Raw genomic sequence first — 13,999 nt, forward strand, 5'->3', positions numbered from 1 at the left:
CACGTAGACTGGGGCGATGGAACGCACAGGGGAAGCACAACGCAGCCTGCAGCCCGTGGTGGAGCTTCGGGAAGAGGGGGCGTTTTACGCCTATTCCGTGCGCGCGCCCCGCTACAAGGGGGTAGTACCGCCCAGCTCGTACCAAGACTGCGGCTTTGCCACCCTCGCCGAGTGCCTGAGCGACGTGGCCAACGCCCTCGGCGGCGACTTCAAACGCATCTACGTGCGGCTGCACGGCCACTGCGTCGGCGAGCGCGACATTGCCGAGCTGCGCCAGTCGCCGGAACTGGTCGCGGCCGCGCTGAGCGCCGCATGCGATTCGCTGAACGTGTGCCCGCTGCCCGCTGCGCAAGCCATGCCCCGCGAGATGGAAGGTCAGGTCGCCGCGGGGTAGGCCCGGTGCGAAATGGTCACTCCACGTAACGCAGCCAAAGGTGCGTTCGGCCTTCGATGGCCTGGGTGAACACATCGGCCAGTGCCTGCCGGTCTTCGTCGTCCGCGTTGTAGAGCGCGCACAGGTCCGCCGCAATGGCCTTGGCTGCCGCCGCGTCTGGCGGCGCCGCACGCAGGTAGCCGAGATACGACGCACCCACGCCGATCAGCTCATAGCCGTGCGCGCTGTGCAGATGGCGCGCCACCGCAAAGTTCAGCGCCGGGCTCAGGTCGCAGGTGAAGTAGCCGTTCGGAAAGGCCGCGAGCGCCTCATGCGGTTGCGCGACCGGCACCACCAGCGCCGACACCGGCTGGTCGAGCAGCGACAGCGGATCGTTCTGGTAGCCGATCCATTCCTGCAGCCCTTCGTCGTCCAGCGTGAGCCCGTGCGCGCAGGCGTCGTCGAACGAGACCGTTGCCGTGTGCTTGCGAAAGTTGTGCAGGCAGATGAAGAACTCCGCCTTCGTGTTCAGGTAGCCCAGGTACTGGCCGTCTTCGAAGCACTCCGCGGGCAGGCCCGAAATGTCGAGGCCGGCGACGTCCTCCAGCGCCATGTTCATGCGCGCGTGGCCGGAGGTGTAGCGCGCCTGGCCGAAGTCGTCGAGCGAAAAAAGCGGCGTGCAGCCGGGGTGGTCGGCGGCAATCTGCCGGCGGGCCACGGCCAGCTCGTCAAGGCTGGCGATGTCGCTCAACCGGTACTCGTCGCACAGGCCCTGCGAGGGGTTCGCGTTGGCGCCGTTGCCGCAAAACTTGATGTCCATCGAGGTGTTCCGCAGGAGGGTGGCCGGCGATGGTCGCACAGCCCCGCGGCGTGGCTGCGGCTGGCACCAGACATGCGCAACTGTCCTACTCCAGCATTGCGCTTTTGGCAGTTTTCTCGTTTTCGCGCGATGCAGAAAACGGAGCCATGTCTACCTATGAATCAGTGCTGCAGGAGACGGGCCGCTTCGAAGTCGTCGATGCGCGCGACAAGACAGCCACCGTGCTCGAGTACACGGAGTGCCTGTACCGCGTGAGCATTTCGAAGCGGTACCCGGCGATCAGAGGCGCCACCAGCTACAGGCTGCTTGACGGCACGCCGCTGCGCCGATCGAAGAAGGGCTTCTTCGACACGCTCGACGGCATGAAGCGCTTCTTTGTCGTGCAGGGGGTCGAGACGCCGGAAGCGGCCTGCTGACCCCCGCGCCTTCAGCCAGCGCTTCCAGCGTGGTGTGCATCACGGCGCCTTCACTTCGCGCAAGGTGCCGGCCATGCGCACGAAGTCGTGCCCGGCCGTCGTGTAGTACGAGCGCGATTGCCCGGCCTCGAAGTCGTCGACGTGCACCACCGTGCCCTTGTCGGCCTCTTGCCACGAGAGCGCGTAGAGCCCGGGGGCGAGCTGTTCGCTTTGGTAGCGCACCTCGGCGGTCGCGCCGGTGAAGGGGCCGGCCGTGACCTCGTAGCGCATCGTCTGGTCGTCGGCCGCGTAGATGTTCAGCGCGGTCATCGTGTCGCCGTAGCGCACTTCGAAGGTGCGACCCGCGAAAGGCAAGGCGCTTGCCATGGCGTTGTTCATGGCAGTGCCGCTCAGTCCCACGCCGGCGACAGGCCGGCCGGGTCGGTGAGGCGCTCGTTGCGGTCGAGCGCGGCGATCTGCGCCATGTCGGCGTCCGTCAGCTTCAGCTGCTGGGCCTTCAGGTTGCCTTCGAGGTTCGCGCGCTTGGTGGACGACGGAATCACCGCGTAGCCCAGCTGCATCGCCCACGCCAGCACCACCTGCGCGGCGGTGGCGCCGTGCGCCTTGGCAATGGCCTCGACCACCGGGTCGTTCAGCACCTTGCCGTACGCCAGCGTCATGTAAGAAGTGATGCGAATGCCCTGGCTCGCAGCGAAGGCCGCCACCTTGCGGTTCTGCAGGTAGGGGTGCAGCTCGATCTGGTTGGTGGCAATGTTCTGCGCGCCCACGGCGGCAATGGCTTCCTTCATGAGCGCGATGTTGAAGTTGGACACACCGATGTGCTTCGTGAGCCCCTGCGCCTTGGCCTCGGCCAGCGCGCCCATGAACTCGGCCACCGGCACCGCGTTGCCGGGCGAGGGCCAGTGAATCAGCGTCAGGTCCACATGGTCGGTGCGCAGCTTGGCCAGGCTGTCTTTCAGGCTGGGCACCAGCTTGGCGGCGGCGTAGTTGTCGGTCCAGATCTTGGTGGTGACGAACAGGTCTTTGCGGGCCACGCCGCTTTCGGCGATGGCCTGGCCCACCTCGGCTTCGTTGCCGTAGATCTGCGCCGTGTCGATCACGCGGTAGCCCACGTCCAGGCCGTTCTTCACCGAGTCGATGACCACCTGGCCCTTCAGGCGGAAGGTGCCGAGGCCGAAGGCCGGAACAGGCGAGGGGGCGTTGTTGTTCGTGTTCATGTGTTGTCCTTGTGCGTTGAAAAAAAAAGATGAGGAAAAAAAGCAGAGCGGCGGCTCAGTGCCCGACCGGCACCGGCCCCGAGGCCCGCACCGGAATGCCGGCCCGGCGGTCGAGCGCGCCGCTCCAGTAGGTGAGGCCCAGCGACACCAGCACCACCAGCGCGCCGATCCAGGGGGTGTGCATCAGGCCCAGGTGCGTCACGATCAGGCCGCCGGCCCAGGCCGCGAGGGCAATGCCCAGGTTGAAGGCTGCGATGTTCAGGCCCGAGGCCACGTCCACCGCCTGCGGCGTGAAGCGCTCGGCCTGCTTCACCACGTACACCTGCAGGCCTGGCACGTTGCCGAAGGCCACCGCGCCCCACATCAGCACCGCCACCAATGCCAGCCACTTGTGCGGCGCCGCGAAGTTGAAGAGCAGCAGCACCGCGGCCAGCAGCGCGAAGATGATCTTCAGCGCCGGCACGGGGCCCAGCCTGTCGGCCAGCTTGCCGCCCCAGATGTTGCCCACCGCCACCGACACACCGTACACCAGCATCACCCAGCCCACGGCGCCGGCGCTGAAGCCCGACACGTCGGTGAGGATGGGCGCCAGGAACGTGAACGGAATGAACGAGCCGCCGTAGCCGATGGCCGTCTTGGCATACACCAGCAGCAGGCGCGGCTCGGCCAGCACCTTAGCTTGCTGCGCCAGCGAGGCCGGCGGCGTGTGGCGGATGTTGGAGGGCACAAAGATCCAGCTGCCGATGAACGCCACCACGCCCAGCGCCGACACGGCCAGGAAGGTCTCGCGCCAGCCGAAGTGCTGCCCGATGAAGGTGCCCAGCGGCACCCCCGTGACCAGCGCCACCGTGAGGCCGGTGAACATGATTGCGATGGCGCTCGCGGCCTTTTCCTTGGGCACCAGGCCGGTGGCGATGGTCGAGCCGATGGAGAAGAACACGCCGTGCGCCAGGCCCGTGAGCACGCGGGCGGCCACCAGCGATTCATAGCTGGGCGCCTTCCATGCCAGCAGGTTGCCGACCGTGAACAGCGCCATCAGCCCGAGCAGCAGCGCCTTGCGCGGCAGCTTGCCCGTGAGGGCGGTGAGCACCGGCGCGCCAATGGCGACGCCCAGCGCGTAGAGGCTGACCAGCAGGCCGGCCGAGGGAAGGCCGATGCCGAGGTCGGCAGCGACGGTGGGGATGAGGCCAACGATGACGAACTCGGTCGTCCCGATGGCGAAGGCGCTGAGGGTCAGCGCTAGTAAGGCGATTGGCATGGGCACTCCTTCTTGGGATGGGAGGAGTGTGTAGCGGTTACCTTTGCGGATTAAGGGGGGATAGTGCAGAAGATAGTTGCTCTGAAGTCAATGCTTAGTTGATCTTGTGCCTAATCGGTCCACACCAGTGAAGGAACATTCAGGTTGAAAATTTTTCTACTAGCTCGGATAACGGCGCAGCCTTACACCCGGTCGCTTTTCGAAACGGCGCGCCTTCTTTGGCTGAGACATATGCAATGCATAAGTCATTTCCATCATCATTTTGACGAATCTCTATCGTCCGATCAATCATTGATAGTCGAGCTGTATCGCCGTCCCATTGCCAGTTAGATATCGATGCGCGTATTTGAGTTAAAGCTGCTGCGACATCCGCAATTGTTGAAACTCGCGAGGCGGGGTCTGGATTCAAGATGGTTCGCAATGCGCGCTTTGCGCCGCCGCCGATCCAAGGCGGCAAGGTTTTAAAATCAACTAAATCGCCCTTGATAATTCTATCTTTTAACGCTTCGTCGATAAAAATCGATCTATCAACAATATCCGTTAAGTCCTTGTATTGTTTTATTTGCTTTGGGGAAAGATAGTCTTCGCCGTTATAAGGCAGGCTGCCTCCAAGCATTTGGAAGGTCACTAGCCCAATTTGATACAAATCGCCTTTCATGCTGTATTTTGAACTAGCAAAAGATTCAGGAGGGCGAAATAAAATGCTATGCCTTGAAGCATTGACCGTATCGTCGCCTGCCTCAAGAATTCTTACGCTTCCAAAATCTGCTATTTGTGGATTTTTATTGAGTAAGACGATGTTTCCCGGTTTCAAATCTCGGTGCAGCATTTTAACCGCGTGAATCGCGCTTACGCCGTTGCATATTCCTAGCGCAACATCAATCGCTTCATGAGCGGGAGGTAGTTCAGCTATCAGGTCGTCTAAATCACCTTCAAAGCAGCGAGGCGTAATAAAGTAACCCCATTCGTCTGAAACGTTTCTCGCATCCAAAATCGGAAGGACATTTTTTGATCTAATGGCGCTGAGTTGTGCTGGCTCGTCGTGACGGGCGGCTCCCGGCTCTCCTGCATAGAACTTGATAGCGATGGCAGATTTGGTAATTTTATTTTCGGCAAAAAATAAGTAGCCATTTGCTCCGCGATCGTTGGATTCGAAGTTTTCGTAGTGAGTGGACAGATCATCCAGAGCCGCCTGAACTACTGGGGGTACGTTTGCCATTTCACTTTAAAAACTTGGCCAGAGCTGAGTGCGCGGTTTTCAAGGCGGGTTGTAAATATGCGCGTAGAGCTTTATCTTCCACATCACATCCATTTACTCTTGCGCCTGAGACAAAATCGACTGGACAAGGAGAGTTCGAAAGAACAATTCCTTCCATTTTCAATGACGCAGCTCCTGCGCGCATTTGACCCGATTCTGGCTTTGCTTTGATTCCAATAAGTCTGGGTTGTGCGGAATTAAAAAGAGCCGAGACCGCGCTTTGAAAAGAAACCAAGGCGTCGCGCGATCGCGTTTCCCCTAGCATTAGTTTATTTGACTGAAGGATTGCTATCGCACTTCCTTCTTGTAGCTCTATTAAGACATAGTACAAATTGCTGGCGGAAAATTCTATTCCAATTACTCGCATGTTGATCCTCTGTAAATCTGTTCCTCAAAATCCTCCCAACAGATGGTTACATGGATCGCTTTTTCTGTCTATCGAGGAAACCATTAAGAGTTGCTTGCTTTAAATCTGGAAGCGATGTGTGAGCGTCACTGGTCTAGCCATTGGTCGAGGCTGGTATCGAAACTGCTGTGAGGCAGGCCGTGCCTAAAGTTTTTGAACGGTTGGTCGCGTCTCACCGGCGGCATAGGGCGGTAGAGCGATTCGCATAGATATACTGTCCGGCCACGCAAAAAAAGCGTGGCCGGGTTTGGAAGCCCGTCGAAGTTCTGCGTCGAAAGCCGCAGTCACCGCACATGGCCTGCGGCTTTTCTGTTTGCGCCTCCAGTTTTTGGCGGCTCGAACGGGAAGGCGCAAGCCTTGCCGGTTCTCGTCAGAGCTTCCCGGTCTTCCAACCCGTTCGAGCTGCCGCCACCGTTTGGAAGCGGGTGCGGCGGTTGTTGCAAAACCGAAGTTCTGAAAGGCCTCTCATGGCTGAATCTGCATCCGCCCCCGCGCAACCCGGCGCCCGTCCCACGTCCCCGTCATCCGACCTCGACGATCTCGCCCTTCAAACCTGCGACGACGCTGACAGCCTCAACGACGTCATGTGCGCCTACGCCGCTCTTGAAAAGCTGGTGGACACCAGCGCCGTCAACGACAGTGAAGAGCTCGCCACCACACGCACCGAGCTGAGCGCCTTACTGCGCCTGCTCAACGAAGCGCTGACCAGCCGCATCGGCGCCGTCAACGCGGCGGCGTCCGCCTTGCGCACAGCGCTGCAACTCAAAAGCTGCACGCCGTGACGTGACGTTCAGGTTGCCGGGCCGCCCGGCGGCCTTGCTACCCAGCTTGCGAGCGCGCTGCACGACTCAAGCTCGACAACACGCACGCCTGTCCCGAACTCTTCGGTGATCTGATGCGCCAGAAACATCGCATCGTCGAAGCTCTCATCGGGACCGTGCGATGCAGTGAGCATGAAGTAGGGAGCCGATCCGTCGCCGACGCATAGGTCATCGATGACGTCCTCGATCCGGGACGCCTCCACCCCGACAACGCCGACGTACTTCACCCCTTCGCGAATCCAGCCCGCAACGAGTGCATCGAGCTCGGGTTGGTAGCCGCGAAGCGAGTGGAGGACTATTCTTTCGACGTTCTTCATATTGATTCCGCGTTCAAGTCGCTGCCCGGTTGCCCCAAGAGGCTGTAGCAACGTGCGGCGTTGAATTCTGCCGCCGAGCCCCCCGCACCCCCCGCACACCAGCCGCGTGCCCCAGTGCGCAGGGCGTCGGGTGCTCCCCGCAGCGAAATAAAGGAGGAGGCCGAAGGCCGGGGGACATTCGCGGAGGGGAGTACCCGGCGGCCTGTGCACCCGCCCCGAACAACAGCGGACAAAAAACAGCAGAAGTTTTTTCAACCAGGCTGCATCCAAACAAGCATCCGGTGTGTAGACCCTACAGCAGCGAGGAGCTGCTGACCCTCTACAACCTCAGGAGTATTTCCATGCACACCACCCGTTCGATCGCCGTGCTCGGCGCCGTTTCCGCCGCAGCTTTCCTGACGGCCTGTGGCTCGATGTCGATGGCCCCCACGTTCAACCAGTCGAGCCTGCCGCCCACCATCCAGGTGCCGGCCGGCAACAAGGTCGCCATGGAAACCGTCGGCAAGGGCGACATCACCTACGAATGCCGCGACAAGGCCAACGCCCCCGGCCAGACCGAATGGGTGTTCGTCGGGCCCGACGCCAAGCTCATGGACCGCAGCGGCAAGCAGGTCGGCAAGTACTACGGCCCGCCCGCTACCTGGGAATCGATGGACGGCTCCAAGCTGACGGCCACCCAGCTGGCCGTTGCGCCGTCGGGCCCGACCAGCCTGCCGTTCCAGCTCGTCAAGGCCAACCCCGCCGTGGGCTCGGGCGCCATGACCGGCGTGACCTACATCCAGCGCGTGGCCCTGCAAGGCGGCGTGGCTCCGGCGGCCATGCCCTGCACCCCGGCCACCAAGGGCCAGAAGCAGGTCGTGCAGTACCAGGCCGACTACATCTTCTGGAAGGCGTCCTGATCCGGGGGTGAATGTGCGGCGGGGGCGCCGGGTCCGACTACCATCGGGGCCTTGCCCACCCCCCCGCCGCCGACCTTGCCCGCCGCAGAACCCTTCGACTACGACGCCGCTCTCATGGCCTGCGCCCGCGGCGACCGCCAGGCCCTGCAGCAGCTGTACCAGCGCGAGGGCCGCTACCTGATGGGCGTGGCGCTGCGCATCGTGCGCCAGCGCCAGCAGGCCGAAGACGTGCTGCACGACGCCTTTCTCAGCATCTGGCAGCGCGCCGAAAGCTTCAACCCTGCCCGCGGCGAAGGCCGCGGCTGGATCTACAGCGTGGTGCGCAACGCCGCGCTGAACATGGTGCGCAGCGGCGCGCGCCAGGTGCATGTGAGCGAAGAGGCGGCGGAGGTCATCGACGACCAGGCCGCGCTGGCGGCCTACGCCTCGTCGGCCGACCCGTTCGAGCTGCGCGCCGACCTGGGCAAGCTCGAAGGCTGCCTGGGCGGGCTGGAGCCGGCGCGGCGCGACTGCATCCTGTATGCCTACGTGGAAGGCTGCTCGCACGGCGAGATTGCCGAGCGGCTGCAGACGCCGCTGGGCACGGTCAAGTCGTGGATCCAGCGCGGCATGCGCACGCTGCGGGAGTGCATGGCATGAGCACGACCCCTGGCAACGGCATCAGCCAAGATTTCGAAGACATCGACGCATTGGCGGGCGAGTACGTGCTGGGCACGCTGTCGGCCAGTGCCCGTGCCGCGGTCGATGCCCGCATGCGCACAGAGCCCGTGCTGCGCGACGCCGTGCAGGCCTGGGAAGCACGCCTGCTGCCGCTGACCGCGCTAGCGCCGCCGGCCGAGCCGTCGCCCGCGCTGTGGTCGCGCATCGAGCAGAGCCTAGGGCCCGTGGCAAGCAGCGCTACGGCACCCAAAGTCGCACCGGCGCGCCCGTCGGGCCTCGCCAACTGGTGGAACAACCTGAACCTGTGGCGCGGCCTGGCCGCTGGCGGTTTTGCCGCCGCCGCGCTGATGGTGGCCGTGATGGTCACGCGCCCGCTGCCTTCGCCGCAGTACATGGTGGTGCTGGTCGCCCCGCAGGACAAGGCGCCCGGCTGGGTGATCCAGACCAGTTCGTCACGCCAGCTGAGCCTGGTGCCGCTGGGCACCTTCGAGGTGCCGCCGCAGAGGACGCTGCAGTTCTGGACCAAGGCCGACCAGTGGCGCGGCCCGGTGTCGCTGGGCCTGGTGAAGCAGCAGGGCCAGACGCTGCGCATTCCCATCGACAAGCTCCCGCCACTGGAACCCAACCAGCTGTTCGAGCTGACGCTGGAGCCCGAGAACGGCTCGCCGACCGACCGGCCGACCGGGCCGATCCAGTTCATCGGGCGTGCGGTGAAGGTGCTGTAGCCGGGCGACGCGTTTGCATTTGCCTTGCTCCTTCCCCCTCTGGGGGAAGGCCGGGATGGGGGCAGGCAGAGCGCCTGGTGGGTACGCCGCTTGCCCCCACCCCAGCCCTCCCCCGGGAGGGGAGGGAGAAAAACCTCGGGTCCGTGGCTGGCGGGGCGCGCTCGCTCTGGCGGCTTAGTCCTCGCCCTTCGGCACCGACTGCGCGGCCGTGCGCACGCGCTCGTCGGTGTCGTGCTGCGCAGCATGTGCCACCGCCGCATGCCAGGGCAAGCCTTCGGCTTTCCATTCGCCGATGGCCATGGCGGCCGTCCATCGCACGTCGGCGTCGTCGTCCTTCAGCAGGCGCTCGGCCAGCACGGGCAGCACGCGCTGGCCGATGGCGCTGCCCGCACCACGCTCCCAGCACAGGTTGGCCGCGTGCCGGCGCATGAAGGCGTGCGGCGACGCGAGCCCGCGCAACACCTCGTCGACCTCGCCTGCGCGCATGGCGCAGTAGCCGCTGCCGGGGCTGAGGATGTCGAGCGCCAGGGCGACCGTGGCGGGCGGGCCCTCGAGCAAGGCCTGCAGCGGCCCGTAGTCCAGCGGCAGCGGCGTGGGGTCGCGAAACGACGAGTAGGGCGCGCACAGGCCTTCGACGGCGACCTTGGCGGCGTCCGGCAGGCTGTCTGCGCGCTGTGGCTGTTGCGCCAGTTGCGCCAACAGCCAGTCGCTCTGCCCCAGGTACGCCAGCGCCCGCGCGGCCCACGCGCGAGCGGGTTCATCGCGTGATTTCGCCATTTGCGTCTTCAGCGCGTCCAGCACTTCGGGCGTGGCCACGCCGATGGCGCCCAGCAGCAGGGCGCTGTCCCAACCGCGTTTGCTCTTGCCCTTGCCCTTGCCGTCGCCCATGCGCGCGAGCAGTGCGGGCACGGCGGGCGCGCCGATGGCGGCCAGCTGCTTTCTGGCTTCTTCGGAGCCGATGGCGCCGACTTCGCGGTCCAGGCGGGCGACCAGGAACTCGACGCGCTCGGCGACGGGCAGCGCGGCAACCCGGGCGCGTTCGCGGTCGTCGCGGGCGTCTTTCTTGAAGATGCGCTCGAAGCTCGCATCGCCGAGGCAGCGCCGGGCCAGGGCGGTGGCGTATTCCTCGTCGTTCACGAACATGACGAAATCGGGCGTGAGCTGGGGCGCGTCGCCGAGGGCTTCGCGCACCTTTTGCGAGGCGGACACCAGCATGTCGAAGCAGTCTTTCTCGGCCTGCAGCCAGTCGGCGCGCGAGCCTTGGCGGGCGGCCTTGTCTGCGGCGTCGGCGGCTTGCTGGAGCGCGTCGCTTTCAAAATCGACCAGCTCGTGCGCCCAGTCGGCGGGGTTCCAGTCGGCGTCCCAGAAGTCGTCGGAAGACTGGTCTTCGTTCTCGCGCGCCGATACCGCGTTGGCGCCCAGCGAGGGCAGGGTGATGACGCCGTCGCACTCGCGGTACACACCATGGAAGGCGGCCACGTAGAACCGGTCGTCGGGGTTCTGCGCCATCAGCTCGCGCAGTGCGCGCAGGGCGTCCTCGACGATCAACGGTTCCAGCGCTTTCCAGTGGTTCATGCAGGCCTCTCCCTCGGGGTCTCGTTTGGGCCTGCGATCGTAAAGGGCGGTGCCGGTGGCGATAATCCCGAGATGCGAATCCGCTTTACCAAGATGCAGGGCGCCGGCAACGATTTCGTCGTGCTGGACGAAACACGCGGCACGCTGGGCCTCAGCGCCGCGCAATACCGCTTTCTGGCCGACCGCCATTTCGGCGTCGGCGCCGACCAGATCCTTACCGTGAGGCCATCGCCCGCGGAAGGCATCGACTTCCAATACGTCATTCACAACGCCGACGGCGGCGAGGTGGAGCAGTGCGGCAACGGCGCGCGCTGCTTCATGCGCTTCGTCAGCGAACACAAGCTCACCGACAAAAGCGAAGTGCGCGTGCAGACGCTGGCCGGCGTCATCGCCCCGCGCATGGGCGCCGACGGCCGCGTGACGGTCGACATGGGCGCGCCGGTGTTCGAGCCCGCGCGCGTGCCCTTCGATGCGGCCGGGCTCGATGCGCAGCCCGACGGTTCATGGGAAAAGTGGCACCTTGCCCTTGGTACACATGCGAGCAGCGCTATCGTTTCGGTAGCGGTGCTGTCGATGGGCAACCCGCACGCGGTGCAGGTGGTCGACAACGTCGACACCGCCCCGGTGGCCGAGCAGGGCCCGCTCATCGAGCACCACCCGCGTTTTCCGCAGCGGGTGAACGCGGGCTTCATGCAGGTGGTGGACCGCACGCATGTCCGGCTGCGGGTGTTCGAGCGCGGCGCCGGCGAAACGCTGGCCTGCGGCACGGGCGCCTGCGCGGCGGTGGTGGCGGGCATCCGGCTCGGCCTGCTGGACCGCAGGGTCGACGTGCAGACGCACGGCGGCATTCTCACGATCGAGTGGCAGGGCGAGGGTCAGCCGGTGCTGATGACGGGCCCGGCCACCACGGTTTTCGAAGGCGACATCGAGGTTCCCGACTTGACATGACTTCCTCCTCCAATAACAACGACGCCAACGCCATGAACCCGATCACCGAGGACGACATCGCCAACTACCTGGCGAACACCCCCGACTTCTTCGAGCGCCACGCCCAACTGCTGGCGCAGGTGCAGCTCACCAGCCCGCACGGCAACCGCGCCGTGAGCCTGCAGGAGCGCCAGGCCGAGATGCTGCGCGAGAAGATCAAGGCGCTGGAGCATCGCCTGATGGATATGGTGCGCCACGGCACCGAGAACGTGGTCATTGCCGACCGCCTGCAGCGCTGGACCAAGGGCCTGCTGACCACGCGCGACCCGCGCAGCCTGCCGTACCGCATCGCGGTCGACCTGCAGTCGCTGTTCCTGGTGCCGCAGACGGCCATCAAGGTGTGGGACTGCAGCAGCGAATACCTCAACGAAGCCTATGCCCAGTGGGTGAGCGACGACGTGAAGGCGCTGGCCACTTCGCTGACCTCCCCCTACTGCGGTTTGAACTCGGGCTTCGAGGCGGCCGACTGGCTGCCCGAGCCCAAGTCGGCCCAGTCGATCGCGCTGATTCCGCTGCGTGCCGACGCCGGGTCGCCGGCCTTCGGCATGCTGGTGCTGGCGTCGCCCGACGCGCAGCGCTTCAACGCCGAGATGGGCACCGACTTTCTGGAGCGCATCGCCGAGCTGGCCTCGGGCGGACTGTCGCGGCTGCGTCCTTGAACCGTCCGCGCGGGTTGCGGCGCCGCTTGCAGGTCTTGCTGGCTGGCGTGCTGCTGGGCGGGGTGCTGGCGTACGCCGCCATCGGGGCCTTCGTGTGGTGGCAGGCCGAAGAACGCTTGGCCAACCCGCCGCAGCGAGCGGCCGACGCGGCGCTGGTGCTGGGCAGCCGCGCTTATCTGGACGGCAAGCCGCACCCCTGCCTGTCGGGCCGGGTCGATACGGCGGTGGCGCTGGCCAAGGCCGGTGTCGTCAAGCAGCTCGCCTTCACGGGCGGGGTGGATTCCGAAGACGGCCGCATCGAGGCCAAGGTGATGCAGGAGCGCGCCGCGGCGCAGGGCTTTGCCGGGCCGATGCTGCTGGAGCCCGCGTCCACCTCGACGCGGCAGAACCTGTCGCTGTCGCTCCCGCTGCTGCAGGTGGCCGGGGTGCGCAGCGTGGTGATCGTGTCGGAGCCCTTCCACCTGTGGCGCGTGCAGCGGCTGGTGAAGATGAGCGGTTTCGACCGCAGCTTCAATGTGCAGTACGCGGCGGCGCCCACCTCGTGCTGGAACGCGCTGGGGCCGTTGTCGAAGGGCGCGTTGCGCGAGCCGGCGGCCATCGTGAACAATGCCTTCCGTGGATTCCTCTTCTGAAGCCGCGCTTCCGGCCGATTCGGGCTGGATCGACAAGTACCTCGCGCATGTGCGCGTGGAGCGCCGGCTTGCGGCGCGCACGGTCGAGCTCTATGCCTTTCATTTGAAGGCGCTGACCGACAACGCGGCCGAGGCCGGGCTGCCGCTGGACCGCGTGCAGACCGCCCACATCCGCCGCTGGATGACCCGGCTGCACAGCGCCGGGCGCGAGCCGCGCGGCATTGCGCTGGTGCTGTCGTGCTGGCGCAGCTTTTACCGCTGGCTGGGCCATGAAGGCCTGATCGGCTTCAACCCGGTGCAGGACGTGCACGCGCCCAAGGCGGGCCGGCCGCTGCCCAAGGCGCTGGGTGTGGACGACGCGGTGCGCCTGGCCGAGCTGTACGACCCCGAGGCCGACCCCTGGACCGAGACGCGCGACGGCGCCATCGTCGAGGTGCTGTACGGCTGCGGCCTGCGTGTGAGCGAGCTCACGGGGCTCGACGCGCAGGCCAGCAACACGGCGCGCGGCTGGATCGACCTGGACGCGGGCGAGGCCAACGTGCTGGGCAAGGGCAGCAAGCGGCGCATCGTGCCGCTGGGCAGCAAGGCGGCCGAGGCGGTGCGCGACTGGCTGGCGGTGCGCGGCGACTGCGCGGCGATCATCGTGGCGCAGGTGCGCGACCCGCAGGCCGCCGCGGCCCTGTTCATCAGCGCCAAGGGCGTGCGCATGTCGTCGCAGGCGGTGTGGAAGCTGTTGCGCGAGCGCAGCCTGAAGGCCGGCCTGGCCGCGCCGGTGCACCCGCACATGCTGCGCCATTCGTTCGCCAGCCACGTGCTGCAGTCGAGCAGCGACCTGCGCGCGGTGCAGGAGCTGCTGGGGCACGCGAGCATCGCGACCACGCAGATCTACACACGGCTGGACTTCCAGCACCTGGCCAAGGTCTATGACCAGGCCCATCCGCGGGCGAAATCCCGCGAAGACAAAGACAAGTAAGAA

General features: G+C 65.3%; 18 protein-coding genes. 10 read left to right on the forward strand and 8 right to left on the reverse strand.

The window, feature by feature from the left end:
- Positions 1 to 16: 16 nt before the first annotated feature.
- Positions 17 to 394 carry a hypothetical protein gene (locus tag AC0IYU_RS19295; RefSeq protein ID WP_472120168.1) on the forward strand — a complete coding sequence of 126 codons (378 nt, stop codon included), beginning with the start codon at positions 17 to 19 and terminating at the stop codon, positions 392 to 394.
- A 16-nt stretch (positions 395 to 410) separates the two neighbouring features.
- On the opposite strand, the gene AC0IYU_RS19300 is transcribed toward AC0IYU_RS19295, so the two are convergent.
- Entirely contained in the window at positions 411 to 1,193 is a 783-nt protein-coding gene (locus AC0IYU_RS19300; RefSeq protein WP_472120170.1) for a hypothetical protein, read from the reverse strand.
- 146 nt (positions 1,194 to 1,339) lie between these two features.
- Between AC0IYU_RS19300 and AC0IYU_RS19305 the strand changes: the two genes are divergently transcribed.
- The gene (locus AC0IYU_RS19305; protein WP_472120172.1) at positions 1,340 to 1,609 is read left to right on the forward strand and encodes a hypothetical protein; all 270 of its coding nucleotides are present in this window, start codon (positions 1,340 to 1,342) and stop codon (positions 1,607 to 1,609) included.
- Positions 1,610 to 1,648: 39 nt separating this feature from the next.
- Here AC0IYU_RS19305 and AC0IYU_RS19310 read toward each other — a convergent pair whose 3' ends face one another.
- From AC0IYU_RS19310 to AC0IYU_RS19330, 5 genes are all read right to left on the reverse strand, one after another.
- A complete protein-coding gene (locus AC0IYU_RS19310) occupies positions 1,649 to 1,987 on the reverse strand; it encodes a MoaF-related domain-containing protein (RefSeq protein ID WP_472120174.1) in 339 nt (112 codons plus the stop codon).
- A gap of 11 nt (positions 1,988 to 1,998) precedes the next feature.
- Positions 1,999 to 2,826 carry a 2,5-didehydrogluconate reductase DkgB gene (gene dkgB / locus AC0IYU_RS19315; protein WP_472120176.1) on the reverse strand — a complete coding sequence of 276 codons (828 nt, stop codon included), beginning with the start codon at positions 2,824 to 2,826 and terminating at the stop codon, positions 1,999 to 2,001.
- A gap of 55 nt (positions 2,827 to 2,881) precedes the next feature.
- Positions 2,882 to 4,084 (reverse strand): MFS transporter, encoded by a 1,203-nt coding sequence (locus tag AC0IYU_RS19320; protein ID WP_472120178.1) that lies wholly within the window; start codon positions 4,082 to 4,084, stop codon positions 2,882 to 2,884.
- Positions 4,085 to 4,223: 139 nt separating this feature from the next.
- Positions 4,224 to 5,303, reverse strand: a complete 1,080-nt coding sequence (locus AC0IYU_RS19325) for a protein kinase domain-containing protein (RefSeq protein ID WP_472120180.1) — start codon at positions 5,301 to 5,303, stop codon at positions 4,224 to 4,226.
- A 1-nt stretch (position 5,304) separates the two neighbouring features.
- Complete coding sequence (locus tag AC0IYU_RS19330) at positions 5,305 to 5,709, reverse strand: DUF3010 family protein (protein WP_472120182.1); 405 nt, start codon at positions 5,707 to 5,709, stop codon at positions 5,305 to 5,307.
- A gap of 506 nt (positions 5,710 to 6,215) precedes the next feature.
- Between AC0IYU_RS19330 and AC0IYU_RS19335 the strand changes: the two genes are divergently transcribed.
- Positions 6,216 to 6,530, forward strand: a complete 315-nt coding sequence (locus AC0IYU_RS19335; protein WP_472120184.1) for a hypothetical protein — start codon at positions 6,216 to 6,218, stop codon at positions 6,528 to 6,530.
- An 8-nt stretch (positions 6,531 to 6,538) separates the two neighbouring features.
- On the opposite strand, the gene AC0IYU_RS19340 is transcribed toward AC0IYU_RS19335, so the two are convergent.
- Complete coding sequence (locus AC0IYU_RS19340; protein WP_472120186.1) at positions 6,539 to 6,886, reverse strand: hypothetical protein; 348 nt, start codon at positions 6,884 to 6,886, stop codon at positions 6,539 to 6,541.
- A 341-nt stretch (positions 6,887 to 7,227) separates the two neighbouring features.
- On the opposite strand from AC0IYU_RS19340, the gene AC0IYU_RS19345 reads away from it, so the two are divergent.
- The 3 genes from AC0IYU_RS19345 to AC0IYU_RS19355 all read left to right on the forward strand — a co-directional run bounded on the left by AC0IYU_RS19345 (position 7,228) and on the right by AC0IYU_RS19355 (position 9,170).
- On the forward strand, positions 7,228 to 7,785 hold the full coding sequence (locus AC0IYU_RS19345; RefSeq protein WP_472120188.1) for a DUF3455 domain-containing protein: 558 nt from the start codon (positions 7,228 to 7,230) through the stop codon (positions 7,783 to 7,785).
- A gap of 114 nt (positions 7,786 to 7,899) precedes the next feature.
- Positions 7,900 to 8,424, forward strand: a complete 525-nt coding sequence (locus tag AC0IYU_RS19350; protein ID WP_435486459.1) for a sigma-70 family RNA polymerase sigma factor — start codon at positions 7,900 to 7,902, stop codon at positions 8,422 to 8,424.
- Positions 8,421 to 9,170 (forward strand): anti-sigma factor, encoded by a 750-nt coding sequence (locus AC0IYU_RS19355; RefSeq protein WP_472120190.1) that lies wholly within the window; start codon positions 8,421 to 8,423, stop codon positions 9,168 to 9,170. Before AC0IYU_RS19350 ends, AC0IYU_RS19355 begins: the two co-directional genes overlap by 4 nt.
- Positions 9,171 to 9,344: 174 nt before the next feature.
- Here AC0IYU_RS19355 and AC0IYU_RS19360 read toward each other — a convergent pair whose 3' ends face one another.
- Positions 9,345 to 10,745, reverse strand: coding sequence for a HEAT repeat domain-containing protein (locus tag AC0IYU_RS19360; RefSeq protein ID WP_472120192.1), 1,401 nt, complete (start codon positions 10,743 to 10,745; stop codon positions 9,345 to 9,347).
- Between the two features lie 72 nt (positions 10,746 to 10,817).
- Here AC0IYU_RS19360 and dapF point away from each other — a divergent pair, with 72 nt between their 5' ends.
- Genes dapF through AC0IYU_RS19380 form a run of 4 tightly spaced genes read left to right on the forward strand, consistent with a single transcriptional unit; the run spans position 10,818 to position 13,996 of the window.
- A complete protein-coding gene (dapF, locus tag AC0IYU_RS19365; RefSeq protein WP_472120194.1) occupies positions 10,818 to 11,693 on the forward strand; it encodes a diaminopimelate epimerase in 876 nt (291 codons plus the stop codon).
- The gene (locus AC0IYU_RS19370) at positions 11,690 to 12,391 is read left to right on the forward strand and encodes a DUF484 family protein (RefSeq protein WP_472120196.1); all 702 of its coding nucleotides are present in this window, start codon (positions 11,690 to 11,692) and stop codon (positions 12,389 to 12,391) included. The genes dapF and AC0IYU_RS19370 overlap by 4 nt, the downstream gene beginning before the upstream one ends.
- Positions 12,388 to 13,023 (forward strand): YdcF family protein, encoded by a 636-nt coding sequence (locus AC0IYU_RS19375; RefSeq protein WP_472120198.1) that lies wholly within the window; start codon positions 12,388 to 12,390, stop codon positions 13,021 to 13,023. The genes AC0IYU_RS19370 and AC0IYU_RS19375 overlap by 4 nt, the downstream gene beginning before the upstream one ends.
- On the forward strand, positions 12,998 to 13,996 hold the full coding sequence (locus AC0IYU_RS19380) for a tyrosine recombinase XerC (RefSeq protein WP_472120199.1): 999 nt from the start codon (positions 12,998 to 13,000) through the stop codon (positions 13,994 to 13,996). Before AC0IYU_RS19375 ends, AC0IYU_RS19380 begins: the two co-directional genes overlap by 26 nt.
- Positions 13,997 to 13,999: the final 3 nt, after the last annotated feature.

It is taken from the genome of Variovorax sp. AC103 (assembly GCF_979254005.1).

Excerpts from the sequence above, each read along its gene's own strand:
- AC0IYU_RS19295 (WP_472120168.1), top strand. The coding sequence starts at position 17 with ATGGAACGCACAGGGGAAGCACAACGCAGCCTGCAGCCCGTGGTGGAG.
- AC0IYU_RS19300 (WP_472120170.1), bottom strand. The coding sequence starts at position 1,193 with ATGGACATCAAGTTTTGCGGCAACGGCGCCAACGCGAACCCCTCGCAG.
- AC0IYU_RS19305 (WP_472120172.1), top strand. The coding sequence starts at position 1,340 with ATGTCTACCTATGAATCAGTGCTGCAGGAGACGGGCCGCTTCGAAGTC.
- AC0IYU_RS19310 (WP_472120174.1), bottom strand. The coding sequence starts at position 1,987 with ATGAACAACGCCATGGCAAGCGCCTTGCCTTTCGCGGGTCGCACCTTC.
- dkgB (WP_472120176.1), bottom strand. The coding sequence starts at position 2,826 with ATGAACACGAACAACAACGCCCCCTCGCCTGTTCCGGCCTTCGGCCTC.
- AC0IYU_RS19320 (WP_472120178.1), bottom strand. The coding sequence starts at position 4,084 with ATGCCAATCGCCTTACTAGCGCTGACCCTCAGCGCCTTCGCCATCGGG.
- AC0IYU_RS19325 (WP_472120180.1), bottom strand. The coding sequence starts at position 5,303 with ATGGCAAACGTACCCCCAGTAGTTCAGGCGGCTCTGGATGATCTGTCC.
- AC0IYU_RS19330 (WP_472120182.1), bottom strand. The coding sequence starts at position 5,709 with ATGCGAGTAATTGGAATAGAATTTTCCGCCAGCAATTTGTACTATGTC.
- AC0IYU_RS19335 (WP_472120184.1), top strand. The coding sequence starts at position 6,216 with ATGGCTGAATCTGCATCCGCCCCCGCGCAACCCGGCGCCCGTCCCACG.
- AC0IYU_RS19340 (WP_472120186.1), bottom strand. The coding sequence starts at position 6,886 with ATGAAGAACGTCGAAAGAATAGTCCTCCACTCGCTTCGCGGCTACCAA.
- AC0IYU_RS19345 (WP_472120188.1), top strand. The coding sequence starts at position 7,228 with ATGCACACCACCCGTTCGATCGCCGTGCTCGGCGCCGTTTCCGCCGCA.
- AC0IYU_RS19350 (WP_435486459.1), top strand. The coding sequence starts at position 7,900 with ATGGCCTGCGCCCGCGGCGACCGCCAGGCCCTGCAGCAGCTGTACCAG.
- AC0IYU_RS19355 (WP_472120190.1), top strand. The coding sequence starts at position 8,421 with ATGAGCACGACCCCTGGCAACGGCATCAGCCAAGATTTCGAAGACATC.
- AC0IYU_RS19360 (WP_472120192.1), bottom strand. The coding sequence starts at position 10,745 with ATGAACCACTGGAAAGCGCTGGAACCGTTGATCGTCGAGGACGCCCTG.
- dapF (WP_472120194.1), top strand. The coding sequence starts at position 10,818 with ATGCGAATCCGCTTTACCAAGATGCAGGGCGCCGGCAACGATTTCGTC.
- AC0IYU_RS19370 (WP_472120196.1), top strand. The coding sequence starts at position 11,690 with ATGACTTCCTCCTCCAATAACAACGACGCCAACGCCATGAACCCGATC.
- AC0IYU_RS19380 (WP_472120199.1), top strand. The coding sequence starts at position 12,998 with ATGCCTTCCGTGGATTCCTCTTCTGAAGCCGCGCTTCCGGCCGATTCG.